General features: G+C 36.3%; 11 protein-coding genes. 4 read left to right on the top strand and 7 right to left on the bottom strand.

Annotation, left to right across the window (positions count from 1 at the left end; translation table 11 throughout):
* Positions 1-133 precede the first annotated feature (133 nt).
* Complete coding sequence (locus tag KQI76_RS04885) at positions 134-523, bottom strand: hypothetical protein (RefSeq protein ID WP_216399197.1); 390 nt, start codon at positions 521-523, stop codon at positions 134-136.
* A gap of 279 nt (positions 524-802) precedes the next feature.
* Here KQI76_RS04885 and KQI76_RS04880 point away from each other — a divergent pair, with 279 nt between their 5' ends.
* The 4 genes from KQI76_RS04880 to KQI76_RS11725 all read left to right on the top strand — a co-directional run bounded on the left by KQI76_RS04880 (position 803) and on the right by KQI76_RS11725 (position 3,268).
* Positions 803-1,177, top strand: a complete 375-nt coding sequence (locus KQI76_RS04880; RefSeq protein WP_216399196.1) for a BlaI/MecI/CopY family transcriptional regulator — start codon at positions 803-805, stop codon at positions 1,175-1,177.
* An 8-nt stretch (positions 1,178-1,185) separates the two neighbouring features.
* Complete coding sequence (locus tag KQI76_RS04875) at positions 1,186-2,379, top strand: M56 family metallopeptidase (RefSeq protein ID WP_216399195.1); 1,194 nt, start codon at positions 1,186-1,188, stop codon at positions 2,377-2,379.
* 163 nt (positions 2,380-2,542) lie between these two features.
* Positions 2,543-3,082 (top strand): cupin domain-containing protein, encoded by a 540-nt coding sequence (locus tag KQI76_RS04870; protein WP_371817650.1) that lies wholly within the window; start codon positions 2,543-2,545, stop codon positions 3,080-3,082.
* Between the two features lie 9 nt (positions 3,083-3,091).
* Positions 3,092-3,268, top strand: a complete 177-nt coding sequence (locus KQI76_RS11725) for a helix-turn-helix domain-containing protein (protein ID WP_305853366.1) — start codon at positions 3,092-3,094, stop codon at positions 3,266-3,268.
* 18 nt (positions 3,269-3,286) lie between these two features.
* Here KQI76_RS11725 and KQI76_RS04865 read toward each other — a convergent pair whose 3' ends face one another.
* The 6 genes from KQI76_RS04865 to KQI76_RS04840 all read right to left on the bottom strand — a co-directional run bounded on the left by KQI76_RS04865 (position 3,287) and on the right by KQI76_RS04840 (position 11,548).
* Positions 3,287-4,072 carry a PD-(D/E)XK nuclease family transposase gene (locus KQI76_RS04865; RefSeq protein ID WP_216399194.1) on the bottom strand — a complete coding sequence of 262 codons (786 nt, stop codon included), beginning with the start codon at positions 4,070-4,072 and terminating at the stop codon, positions 3,287-3,289.
* 492 nt (positions 4,073-4,564) lie between these two features.
* Complete coding sequence (locus tag KQI76_RS04860) at positions 4,565-5,488, bottom strand: AEC family transporter (protein WP_216399193.1); 924 nt, start codon at positions 5,486-5,488, stop codon at positions 4,565-4,567.
* A 1,540-nt stretch (positions 5,489-7,028) separates the two neighbouring features.
* The gene (locus KQI76_RS04855) at positions 7,029-8,708 is read right to left on the bottom strand and encodes an ABC1 kinase family protein (RefSeq protein ID WP_216399192.1); all 1,680 of its coding nucleotides are present in this window, start codon (positions 8,706-8,708) and stop codon (positions 7,029-7,031) included.
* A gap of 28 nt (positions 8,709-8,736) precedes the next feature.
* Entirely contained in the window at positions 8,737-9,006 is a 270-nt protein-coding gene (locus KQI76_RS04850) for a phasin-related domain-containing protein (RefSeq protein WP_216399191.1), read from the bottom strand.
* Between the two features lie 253 nt (positions 9,007-9,259).
* Positions 9,260-9,940, bottom strand: a complete 681-nt coding sequence (locus KQI76_RS04845; protein WP_216399190.1) for a uracil-DNA glycosylase — start codon at positions 9,938-9,940, stop codon at positions 9,260-9,262.
* A 120-nt stretch (positions 9,941-10,060) separates the two neighbouring features.
* Positions 10,061-11,548 carry an amidase gene (locus tag KQI76_RS04840; RefSeq protein WP_216399189.1) on the bottom strand — a complete coding sequence of 496 codons (1,488 nt, stop codon included), beginning with the start codon at positions 11,546-11,548 and terminating at the stop codon, positions 10,061-10,063.
* Between the last annotated feature and the right edge of the window lie 722 nt (positions 11,549-12,270).

Below are 12,270 nucleotides of genomic sequence, written 5' to 3'. Positions count from 1 at the left end.
AGTCGCCGCCTGCTGTTTTGATCATTTACTTGGCTAGTGTCAAATCTTATAATAGATCAACTTGATAACTAACCAATTGGATGATTTATATTTTTAGATTGATGTAGGTGAATCTTCTTTTATTCAGCAGATTTTATCGATGGGTGTAAGTATAAACAGCCGCCGCTCCATATTTATTTCCACCCTGTACTCCATGAGTCCCATAGATCACATAAACATTGGAGGAGATATTTGACCAATCACCGGAGAAACTTGTTTTCCCTCTGGAACTTTTAATTTGTTGTGTGCTTACAAGGGTCTTTCCATTTTTGTCTTGCATACTTCCTTTAATAATTAAGTAGGCTTTATCAGGATTCTTCGTTACACTTGTTGTATAATCTTTTCCATATAAAGTTCCCTTTAATGTTCCGTAGCCTGCAACAGATTTTTTACTTGTATCAGCAAGCACACTCCCAGTCATTAAAGATAGACAAAGCGAAAGTCCCACTATACTACTCACAAATGCCTTTTTAGTGAAGTTCATCTTAAATCCTCCCAATTATATATTTTGGTTAGAGCTTCTCGGAAAAAAATAAAAATCAGCTTGAAAAATAATCAGCTATTTCATGGAAATCACTCCCTCAAAAAAAGGTACTTTAACCATCCACTCCTTTTACTACATTAACCTAATTGGAATGGACGTTTGAGATATTATATGATACAGTTATCTATATTATTTAAACAAACTACACTCATGTAGTTTAAACATACTATACCAATGTAGTAGGTGTATTGCAAACAAATTTTTTAGGAGATGAGTAGATTGGCTAAATTTCAAAGTTTATCAGATACAGAAATGAAAGTGATGAAGGAAATTTGGAAAATGAACCGCCCGGTAAAATCCAATGAATTATTAACTATTTTTTATGAAAAAGAGGGGAAGGAATGGAAAGGCCAGACTATCGCAACTTTTTTATCTAGACTTGTTGATAAAGGCTTGTTATCTGTAAAACGAGAAGGAAGAGCAAATACGTACATTCCGCGTCTTACTTTAAAAGAATATAAGAAAAAAGAAGCACAAAGTATGTTGGATACAATGTATCAAGGTTCATTAAAGAACTTTATTTCGACTCTCTATGAAAATGAAATAACTTCTGATGAATTAGATGAACTTAAAAACTGGTTTGCAGATAAGTAGGTGAAAAAATGACAGATTTGCTTAGCATACTGATTACTTTATCCATTTCAGGTAGTTTATTATTAATTTTCTCCGGATTAATGGATTACCTCTTTAAAAGGAAGTTTACTGCAAATTGGCATTACTCAATTAAAAAAATTGTCCTCCTTGTCTACATTGCCCCTGCCTTTTTGCTTGTAGATTTCTTGTCTATGTTTAGACAAAAGCAGCAATCCAACTATTTATTTACTTATTTTTCAATCAAACAGAATCATCTATTTCTATCCACTAATAGCATTCGTGTTATTTTTACGATATGGCTATTAGGCGCTGTCATAACGGCCTTCCGCTTTATATACATATATAGGAACTTCATCAAAAGGTTAAGAGCAAATTGTTTATCTACATCAAAAGAAGCCATTGCACAATCCCTTTTAGAAAAAAATAGCAATGAAATGAATTTAACAAGAAAAATAAATTTAAGCTTTTGTCGGATAAATATAAGTCCAATTTTACTTGGTGTTTTTAAACCCATGATTGTATTACCAATGTTCGATATCCCAATCGATGAATTAGATATAATCATTAAACATGAATTAACGCATTTTAAGAAAAAAGATTTATGGGTAAAACAAGCAATGTCATTTGCTATGATTCTACATTGGTACAATCCATTCATTTATATTTTACAAAAAGAGATTAACAAGTGGAGTGAGTTTTCATGTGACGAGGATATTGTGATAAATATGTCTCATCTAGACAGAAAAAAATATGGAGAAACTATACTAAATATAATGGGTAGAGCAAATCAAACGACAGACGCTAATCTTTTAGGCACAACATTTTCAGCTAGACAGACAAATTTAAAAGACAGATTATTGAATATTTTAAATGCTAAACAAGGGAATAGAACAATCTCAACTGTTTCCTTTGTCATTATCGTTTTAATGACCTCTCTAGGAATCGGATCTTCTATGCTAATTAATGATGTCGTACCAATAACAGAAGAAGAGAATAATGTGCAAACTAGCAAATTATTAACAGAAATAACGGAATCTCAAAAAGGCCCCAAACAGAAGGAGACATCTAACTTAGATAAAATATCAGAGGATGTCCGGCTATTAGAGGGAAACCCTACACAAGAACCAACGAATGAAGAAGATCATGAAATTGAAGACGTTGAACAGGCAGAAATAGATGAAGTTATTTTAGTAGCAAAATAAAAGGAGATAAAGGGAAACCTTAATCAAGGGAGGGTTTTCCTTCATCCCCTTCTGAGTGAAGTTTCACTTTATCACTGATTACTTATAATAAAGATAACATTTCTATTCAAATTTTGTATAATTCAGGGACGATATTTGTGTTACGAAGGAGAAGATGATAAGGGTGTTTTTTGAGAGACACGGGATCGAGGAAGAAGATTTTTTTGATTGTATTGATTTATCAGATACTCATTTTCATCGGGCCTACGAAATTATTCTCGTCACAAAGGGGAATTTAAATGTGACGATTGATCAAACGAAATATCATTTGAAACAAAACCAACTTGCCTTTATTTTTACTAATCAAATTCACGAATTTAAAACGATTGATCATTCTGAAATTGTCATTATCCTCTTTTCCCCTGAATTGATTGGTGATTTTTTCACCCAATACAAGGGTCTATGTCCAAATCATCCGATATTAGAACTAGATGAGCAACCTAATTTAACAAATTTCAATTCTGTTTATCTACAGAAAAGTTTCATTTATCATATTTGTGGGCATTTAATTCAACAAACAGATTTTAAAAAAATCAAAAGGTCCACTAAAACAAAAGTCTTGCACAGCATTCTCTTGTATGTCGATGAACACTATCAAAATGATTGTAGGCTTAAAGATGTTGCTGAACATTTACGGTATGACTACCCTTATTTATCGAAATGATTTGTTCAAATGACGAACATGACCTTCACTGATTATTTAAACCACTATCAGATTTCACAAGCTTGTTATTTATTGAAAAATAGTGGCCAACCCATCGGTGAGATTGCCCATCAATGTGGTTACAATCAATTGCGTACTTTTCATCGCAATTTTAAAAAAATAACCAAGCAATCCCCAAAAGCTTAACGTGAACAGGGTTAATCTTTATAATAATTGTGCAGTAAGTGCTAAATCTTCTAATTGTTTTTTTGTTATATCAATTACCTTCAAAATTTCCTGATCTGAAAAACCAGCCTTGATCATATTCATTGCAATTTGCTCTTTCTCTTGCAACTGCCCATGCTCCCGCCATTCATCTAGATTAAACTGATCTTCTTTTATAACGATGGTGGAGCGTGTCCTTTGATACAGGTGATCAGCAAGTTTGATATAGGGGTCAATTTTTGTTAAGTGCTCATAAAAAAGATTAGGTGTTTTTCTTCCAACATGGTGAATAAAATAAAGCCATTTTTCTAAAGAAGACTTTGGTCGCTTGGTCTTGAATTTTAACAACTCTAAATAATGGATTTCTGTGTTTTGTTGTGGATTGGATCGTGGTGAATGAACGGTCTGATAACAATTGTGGTAATGTGCATACTCTTGTAGTAGATTAAAATTTAAAAGATGGATAAGAAAACGAGCGACTTTATCCTCATCTTCTCCTTTGTTGTTGATATGGTGAAAAGTTAAGCTATTTGACTGATTTTGAAAATAATCTTGCTGATGAACTTGAATACCAATCTGGACAATCTCTTTTGCCCTTGTTTGTGCTTTAATGTTCAGTCCTAACTGGAAATCCTTTAATAAATAACTTTTCTGATATTGTTGGCAAATAATCTGTTTAATTGGGCTCGACAGTGATTCTGTTAAAATCGCATTAATGAAATTTATCAGCACAACTTGACTTGCACGAGATTCACGAAAAAAAACACGTTCAAATACCTTATGCAACAGTATCTCCTCCTGCATTTTCATCTAACGCATCACTCCTTTTTTATCTAAATTAACATAATTTATTAAACTTGTAAAAAGGACCCTTCATATAAAATGAATTCATTGGGCCCCGCAAACTTCTAATTCTCGAGTGAATGATCTGAAAAAGACTGCTAAATTGGGACAATTTTTTTATCGCTAACAAATTTTAATTTTTTTTAGAATTATATTTAATTGCATCTAATCTTGAAGTTTCCATGCAATCTAACTATAGAACTAGATAATGAAAAAACATAGGAAAATTCAACAATTAGGTTAATTCAGATGGCCTGTTAGCTCATTACGTGACGAATCGGGTGAATTTTCACATTTACGGGTGATCTAATTTTTATAACAAAAAAGAAAGGCTGCGAATCAAATTCGATTCACAGTCTTTCGCCCAATACTTTTATGTTCAAAATTGTTTTCTTATTTTATATTGCGGAATGATGAAAGATTCCCGGGTACGATTTAAAATAAAATTCGTGCCAAATAAATCACAAAAGTGACAGTGATTGCACTGGCTAATGTTGAAAATAAAACGGTCTGTGTAGCAAATGTAGGATCATCACTATATTCTTGCGCTACTACAGAACTGTTCACTGAAGTTGGCATCGCAGAAGCAATAAAGAGCGCTTGGGCAGTGATCCCTTCAATACCAAAAGCAATAATCATTAGATAGGCAATCAAAGGTCCGCAAATTAGACGAATAAATAAACTTAAATAAACGAGGCGGAGTCCTTTGGTCAATTTAATCATGGCGACCTGTGCACCTAAAGTCAATAAAGCCATGGCAATCATGGTATCAGCAACATAACTTGCCGGGACAAGTACGAGATCTGGTAAAGAAACATTAAAGACATTTAGCAAAATCCCAGCGATTAGACCGTAAAAAACTGGCATACGGAAATAACCCAATAAGGCTTTCAAACTTCCCTTGCTAGAAGCCCTCAATGAAAAGACACCATATGAAAACAGAAAGGCATTTTGAAATGTCAGGGAAATAACTTGAATTGACATCGCTAAAGGATCACCTTGAAAGACAAGGGCATTGACTGGAACACCATAATTCCCAGAATTATAGAACATCGTACTATTAGTAAATAAAGTTTGACGATTAGAATCTAAATTAATAAATTTCCCAAGTATTTTTGTTAATAAATAAAGAATGAAAACAAACAGAACAAAAAATGAAAGGATACTAAAAAAGAATTTCCCCGAAAACTCCGCATGATACAATGTGTTAAAAATAAAACCTGGTGCCAAAAAATAAATATTAATTTTTGCAAGCGTTGCCAAATCTAACTTGAATTTAATTTGCATTATAAATCCGAGTATGATTAATACAAAGACCGGACCTATAATTTCTTTTAATATAAGTGATAACTCAGCCATCCACTTCCTCCATTTCTTTAAAAAAACTCCCCCAAACCACAAGGAGAGATCTATTAAAGTAAAACCTTCACTATATAAGTGTTAGATAAACGAATCGGGCTTTTACTTACTAACTGTTGCTCCCATTTATCATCCAATGGGGTCATCACTCGGATGATCGAAGTAGGAATTTTGCAATCAGTCAACCTGAGCCAACGATCAATTACATCTATCTATAAGTATAATGGAGTTTTCAATGTTTGTCATGGGTTAAGAACAATTTGCTTTGTCATATATCCCCTATTTAATAAAAACCAACCCTTCCATATTCTCAACAGGAGTCAAGAAAACAATAGAAAAGTCCCTTTCCCTAATTCATCGATAAAATAAAAACTTCGATCTGTGGGGATTGAGCCTTCGAGATCTAGTTCACACATTCCTTACCACAGGATCTGGTCGATTTAGTCTGAGTTCCCCATCACCTATTGACTGAGATTGGGGGTTGGGGTTGGGATTGAGACTGGGACTGCGGTTGGACCGCGGTTACCGGTTCTAGCGAAGTGACTTGTGATTACTCGTACTGGCGAAGTGAGCTGCGATTACCCGTCCCAGCGGAATGACTTGCAGTTAATCATTCTAGCGAAGTGACTTGCGGTTACCCGTCCCAGTGAAAGCATTTGTTACTACCACAAGGTTTTGATCTAAAGGATCTTGAACCAATTGGAACTTTACTGTCAGTTGATCCCCCATCTACAATTCTTTATTTTCTTCGAATGCTTGAAATGGAGGTCTTTCCGATAGTTGCACTGCGATAAATCTATTTCAACAAATTTACCAGGGACCATTTGTATTGCGATATCCGCCGCCTGCTCGGTAAGAACTTTAAATGAATTATATAAAACTTATTTGTGTAAGTTGAGAGCATTTTTCCAAAGTTCAGAGTATTTCACGAAACTTGAGAGCATTTTCGAAAAGTTAAGAGCATTTCGCGAAACTTGAGAGCATTTTCGGAAAGTTGAGAGCATTTTCGAAAAGTTGAGAGCATTTCACGAAACTTGAGAGTATTTCGCAAAACTTGAGAGCATTTCGCGAAACTTGAGAGCATTTTACGAAAGTTGAGAGCATTCCGCAAAACTTGAGAGCATTTCGCGAAACTTGAGAGCATTTTACGAAAGTTGAGAGCATTCCGCAAAACTTGAGAGCATTTTCGAAAAGTTAAGAGCATTTCGCCGAACTTGAGAGCATTTTTCCAAAGTTGAGAGCATTCCCCCAAACTTGAGAGCAAATCGCGAAACTTGAGAGCATTTCACGAAACTTGAGAGCATTTCACGAAACTTGAGAGCATTTTCGAAAAGTTGAGAGCATTTCACGAAACTTGAGAGCATTCCGCAAAACTTGAGAGCAAATCGCAAAACTTGAGAGTATTCCCCCAAACTTGAGAGCAAATCCCCAAACTCAAGAGCATTCCCGCAAACCCGAGAGCACCCTCCCAAACCCAACAAAAAAGGATGGTGAGCTACTGGAATCTCGCAGTAGTTCATCATCCTTGTTGCAAGCTCGTTCAAAAGCGGCCTGATTTAAAGATGGAATAGAGTAACCACATAAATAAAAATAGGGCAACAATTGAACCAATTTCAATTGCTGGTAATGACCATAAAAGTGAGGGTTGACCAGACATTGCTGAGCCAATAATTAAGCCAACCATAATAATGCTAAAGGCTAACAAAACAATTGCGAAAGATAACTGATTACTAATTCGATCCATTTTCTTTAACAAGGACTCTAGATCGGGGATGCCAACTTCTAATTGGATTTTATCTTTCTTAATTACATTTGATAAAATTTTCATTTGCTTCGGGAGAGCTGCGAATAGATCTACATATTCTGATAATTGGCCAAGTACCTGTTGAGCCATTTTCTTTGGTCGATATCTTTCCCGGAGCAGTCGTCTTCCGTAGGGTTTTGCAACTTCAATGATGCTAAGTTCGGGATCTAATTGTGCGATGGTCCCTTCCAATGTGAGTAGGGTTTTTCCTAAAATAGAATAATCAGAGGAAAGCTCAATTTGATGTTTATGTGCAATTTGAAAGAGCTCGCGAACCGCATCAGCGATACTAATGTCACTCAATGCCTTGCGATAATATTTATCCATTAAAACATCGACATCGGCTTTTAATCCTTGTTTATCAATCCCTACCGGTGCTATTCCCATCTCCAATAGGTGTTCGACGATTCCCTCTGTGTCCTCTTGCATCAAACTGATAAGCAATAAACCGAATTGTTCTTTCATCAAATCCGTTAAACGCCCAACCATACCGAAGTCTAACAAAACCAATTTATTTCCTGGTTGAATAAGAATATTTCCCGGATGGGGATCGGCATGGAAGAAACCATCAATTAACACTTGCTGAAAAGTGACACGAGCTAGATGATCAGCAATTTCCTTTTGATCAAATTCCGCTCCCTTTCCTTCCATAACATCACTTAACTTTACACCTTCTATGTACTCCATGACTAATACCTTGGCTGTCGAAAAATCAGTAAAAATTGTTGGGATATGAACCATTTCATCATCCGCTAATTGTTTAGCAATTCGTTTTGAATGGCGGGCTTCATTAATATAATCGAGCTCATCCCGAATCATATCAGCAAACTCATTGACCACATCACGAACACGATACCGAACAGCCCATTCCATTCTTAATTCCGCCAATGTTGCCATTTCACGCAAAATTTCAAAATCTGTTTCAATTTTCTCTTGGATATTCGGGCGTTGAACTTTTATTGCTACCCGTTCGCCTGTTTTTAATACACCAAGATGAACTTGTCCGATTGAAGCTGCTGCTAATGGCTCAGTATCAACACTTTGAAAAATCTCTTCGATCGGTTGCTTCAATTCAGTCTCAATAATTTCCTTTGCCTCAGCAAAAGAAAATGGGGGAACGCGGGCCTGGAGCTTTTCCAATTCACGAATAATCTCATCAGGAAAAAGGTCAGGTCGTGTACTTGCGATCTGACCAACTTTAATAAAGGTCGGGCCTAACTCTTCTAAAATTAACCGAATCCTTTCACCTAAAGTTTTCCCTTCCGAATTTGGATTTCGCTCTTTATACAGACGCTTTGGAATGACGTGAAGATCATTCAATCCTAACTGTTCAAGTAAGAATCCTAAGCCATTTCTTGAAAGAGCAACGATAATATCCTTATATCGCTGTAAATGCCGAAGTCTTTTATCAATCACGTCAAGTCCCCCCTTAAGCATCTAAGACTTACTCTTTAGGATTGATTTGTTCAGTTAGAGCATCAATTCGTGTTTCTAGTCTTTTGATATCATCTTGTGTAGCAAAATTCAAGTCAGTTAAAACACCTTTTTGTGTTTCTTTTCCTTTTTGGTAATACTCATTGAAGAATTCTTTTGATTCCTCTGTTGTCATCTCACCTTTTTTTACTAGCTCATCAATCACTTTTTCGGCCTGCTCCACTCCTGCCGCTGCCAAGCCTAATCCGAGTGCCACGCCTTTCTTGAACGTTTCCTTCATTTTGATCAGCTCCTTGAATAATTTAATACCTCTATCTTGATTATATTCCCTTTTAAATAAAATTTAAACAATGAGAGTCAAGTAAAAAGCAATAAATCTTCTATATTGGTTTTCGAATTCCAACGATAAGTCTCATATCGAACGGCACTTTCCCACTTAACAAAAACGCACCATTTATCATGGCTTTGTTCGTCTGATGGCCTCATACCGAACAGAACGTACTTACCCCACTTATAGAAACGCCTAATTATAGTTAAATCGATTCAATTCCCCAATCAATTGGCTCCCTACCTATTTCCTTTAAATAATTGTTTGCCCGTGAAAAAGGCTGACTTCCAAAAAAACCACGGTGAGCAGATAAGGGGCTCGGGTGCGGAGATTTAATGATGAAGTGTTTATCTGTATCAATTAGTTGCTCCTTCTTCTGTGCCGCAGCACCCCAAAGGAGATAAACAATGGATTCTTCTTTATCATTTAATAATTCAATCACTCGATCGGTGAATTTTTCCCAGCCGATCCCCTTATGTGAATGCGCTTGACCTTTGCGAACAGTCAAGACATTGTTCAAAAGCAATACCCCTTGCTTAGCCCACTTTGTTAAAGATCCATGGTTTGGTATCGGATAACCTAGATCTGCATGTAACTCTTTATACATATTTTTTAATGAAGGAGGTATCGCAACACCAGGTTGTACTGAAAAACTTAACCCATGCGCCTGATTCGGTCCATGATAAGGATCCTGCCCTAGAATAACTACTTTAACATTTTCATATGTCGTATAATGTAAAGCATTAAAAATATCATTCATATCGGGATAAACAACCTGGTTTTGGTATTCCTCAATTAAAAATTTGCGAATCTTTTGATAATAAGGTTTATTAAATTCAGCATCTAATAATGGTGCCCAATCATTGACTAAAATTTGTTTCGCCACTTAAACACATCCTTTATTCGTCAGGCTTATTTTAGTTAAAATCTAGCCACCTATTTACAGGTTGTAATCTCACGCTAAAAATAACTTTTCGCAACCCCTAATCCCTACATTTTATCATCTCTATTTGGGATCAACTACTCTTTGTTGCCATAATTCGGATTGTTCAATCTGGCTAGCTAATTCAATTAATTGATCCTCTCTGCCCTTACCAGCAACAAATTGAACCCCCATCGGTAAACCTTCCCGCGTGATAAAAGTTGGAACGCTCATAGCAGGTTGCCCTGTTAAATTAGCCAGTTGTGTAAAAGGCGTATAGGTTAAGCTTGGTAAAAACATTTCATAAACAACTTTCTGCTGTTCTTCCATTGATAAGTGATCGATTTTCAAAAAGTCTTTCTTCTTCTCTTCAGGGATTTCAAGTTCACCAATTTTCGGTGCAGGATGAGCATTTGTCGGTGTTAAATAGAGATCATACTCTTGATGAAATTCAGCCATTTGCGCCGCAGCTAAATCCCAGCCCGCTAAACTCTCACTATATGTAGCAGCAGTCACGTTTTTCCCTGCCTGATCCAAGACCCAAGTAATTATATCTATATCATCGATTGTTAAATTACGATTTAGTCCCCGTTTTAGCTGTGTGACCACTTGATTCATTTCGCCACTATTCATGAGGTAATAATTTTTCATTAATTGAACACCGTCAACAGGTGCTTCCGCTTCAACAACTTCATGTCCCTGTTCTTCTAACCATTTGACCATGTTTAATACTGAACTTTTTGCTTCATCACTTACTGTTGTTCTAACTGGTGAAGCAGTTGTATAAGCAATTTTGTATTTCTTTGAAGAATGATTCTTAGTTATATCAAAATAACTTCCATCGTATAGGGGGGTTTGATAAGCGGCTTCTGGTTGAACGACTTGGAGTACATCCAATAATGCTGCACTATCTCGTACTGAACGGCTAAGGACAAAGTCAATCGAAGCTCCCTGCCATTGACGTCCGACACCTGGTCCAATCGGGGTACGCCCACGCGTTGGCTTCAGACCAAATAATCCAGAGAAACCTGCTGGAATTCGAATCGAACCACCACCATCGCTAGCACCAGCAACAGGGACAACACCACTTGCAACAAGAGCCGCCGCACCACCACTTGAGCCACCAGGAGAATGTGCTAAATTCCAAGGGTTTCGAGCTGGTCCAAACACTTCAGGATCTGTGATGTTTTTTAAACCGAACTCCGGAGTCGTTGTATGACCGAGCATAAAAAAACCCGCTTCCTTTAACCGAGCAACGAAATTCGAATCTTGCTTAGCAATATTCTCTGTTAAAAGTTTCGATCCAGAGCTCAAAACTTCACCTGCTAGCGCTTGTGAAATATCTTTTAAAAACATCGGAACCCCATAGAAAGGTTGCCCCTGATCCTTCACCTGTTCTAACTCTTCATAAACACGCTTTTTACGCGTACGTGCAACCGCATTCAAATCAGGATTGACCTCTCCTAATCTTTCAAAAGCAAGATCTACCAATTCCCTCGGCGTCACCTGTTTTTGTTTGATGCATTCAGCTAAACCAACAGCATCCATAGATTGATAGGTTTGCATATCCATCATATCTGCCTCCTTGATTCATTATTAATAGTATATCAAAAATTGTACGATATAGGAAAATATAATTGCTATTATAGCCGATTATTACTGCAATAGACAACAGAAATGATTAAATAATAATTATCGACAAAAGCAGACATTTTTTTAAATAGACCCCTAATAAAACCTGGCGATACTTTAGTCTTATTAGGCAAAATGACAAAACACGGAAAAACTGCTACTTACCATGAGTAATTAACTACCCGCATGATTATTATTTATCATAAAACGCCTTGCTAGGCTTAAACTAACGGGACTTTCCTATAGATAAAGAAAAATTTCAATCAGTGGGTGTCATTCCAGCTAAAAAAGAGATTTACTCCTGAAAAGCGAACGATTTTCCAGTGAGAATCTATTAGAATAGATAATTAAATTTCTTACGCTTTCATATACACCATAAGACAGAAAAACCCTAGTCAGAATTAAAAACTAGATTCCCCGAAGAAAGCAAAAAACCATTTGCTCGATCAGAACAAATGGGATTATAACGAAGAAAGACCTTAACTCGTAGGCTAGCTTCCTATCATACTTATAAAATAAAACTAACACTCAGCAATCCCACTGAGTGTTAGATGAACGATTTACATTTTCCTAACTGTTGATCCCCCATATAATCCAATCGTACTCCCACGTATGATTGGAATAAGGGCTTTCCACAATCAATTGACCGGTGGACCAAATAT

It is taken from the genome of Amphibacillus sp. MSJ-3, from assembly GCF_018919165.1.
GTDB lineage: Bacteria > Bacillota > Bacilli > Bacillales > Amphibacillaceae > Amphibacillus.
This window is presented reverse-complemented; position numbering and strand designations above follow the sequence as displayed.

What these genes read in the sequence shown, in the direction of transcription:
- KQI76_RS04840 (WP_216399189.1), bottom strand. Translation starts at nt 11,548, where the DNA reads ATGGATATGCAAACCTATCAATCTATGGATGCTGTTGGTTTAGCTGAA.
- KQI76_RS04850 (WP_216399191.1), bottom strand. Translation starts at nt 9,006, where the DNA reads ATGAAGGAAACGTTCAAGAAAGGCGTGGCACTCGGATTAGGCTTGGCA.
- KQI76_RS04885 (WP_216399197.1), bottom strand. Translation starts at nt 523, where the DNA reads ATGAACTTCACTAAAAAGGCATTTGTGAGTAGTATAGTGGGACTTTCG.
- KQI76_RS04875 (WP_216399195.1), top strand. Translation starts at nt 1,186, where the DNA reads ATGACAGATTTGCTTAGCATACTGATTACTTTATCCATTTCAGGTAGT.
- KQI76_RS04860 (WP_216399193.1), bottom strand. Translation starts at nt 5,488, where the DNA reads ATGGCTGAGTTATCACTTATATTAAAAGAAATTATAGGTCCGGTCTTT.
- KQI76_RS11725 (WP_305853366.1), top strand. Translation starts at nt 3,092, where the DNA reads ATGACGAACATGACCTTCACTGATTATTTAAACCACTATCAGATTTCA.